Genomic DNA, 764 nt, shown 5'->3' with positions numbered 1-764 from the left:
GCCACGACAGAGGGCTTTCCGGGAGAAACGAACTTCTCCGTTATCTGCGAGGACGGCAGTTTCTTTTCGTTCAACGCCAAGTACGCCCGTGAACCGGAAATGCTCAACATCGAAATGAAGGACTTCTTGGAGAATGAAGATACGTCCGACTTCTCGCATACCCGGATGAACATCCATTTCCGGGAACTGGCGGGTGAAAGCCCGCTATTAGTGAAGCTGATAATGCAGAGCATCTACAAGAACAATGACCGGAAAGTGCGCCACTTGGGTAGCAAGCGTTTCGGCATACAGTTCTTAATCAAGGGGATTTACACATATAACGGGATGCTCTACGTGCACACGCAGACAAAGAACAGTTCCAACGTGCCTTTCGACACGGACTTCATCAGGTTTAAGATAACCGATAAAAAAGTGCCCAAACGCACGGCTATTCAGGAAACGGTACTGGATGCGGTACGCAGCTACAACGAGGTGATAGAGATTGCCGGGAAATCGACCGTGCGCACGGTGTACGCCCTGCCGAAGTTTACCATTCCTGACGACAAGCTGCTGGTCGTGGAACTCTACGAGAAGAACGGCGGGCGGCATCAGACCATACGGGTGGAAAACGCCGACATCGTGAACGCAGAAGTGATTGATGAACTAAAAATCAAATAGGGAATGAAAAGACACATCTTTATAATGATGCTCTTTGCGCTGTGCCTGACCTCGTTTCAGGCACACGCACAAAGATACCTGCCGGGCATGAAAGGCTTGCAGGTCAC

1 protein-coding gene and 1 pseudogene are annotated in these 764 nt (G+C 50.3%); both read left to right on the top strand.

The features are described from left to right. Window positions 1-657, top strand: a 657-nt coding sequence (gene traN, locus H8S64_RS23000) for a conjugative transposon protein TraN (protein WP_186978737.1), incomplete at its 5' end; no start/stop codon positions are given. A gap of 3 nt (window positions 658-660) precedes the next feature. Beyond that, window positions 661-764, top strand: a pseudogene (locus H8S64_RS22995) (conjugal transfer protein TraO); the annotation flags it as partial.

The sequence above is a fragment of the Butyricimonas hominis genome (assembly GCF_014287455.1).
Lineage (GTDB): Bacteria > Bacteroidota > Bacteroidia > Bacteroidales > Marinifilaceae > Butyricimonas > Butyricimonas muris.
The sequence above is the reverse complement of the archived record's forward strand: the minus strand, read 5'-3'. Positions and strand labels throughout refer to the sequence as shown.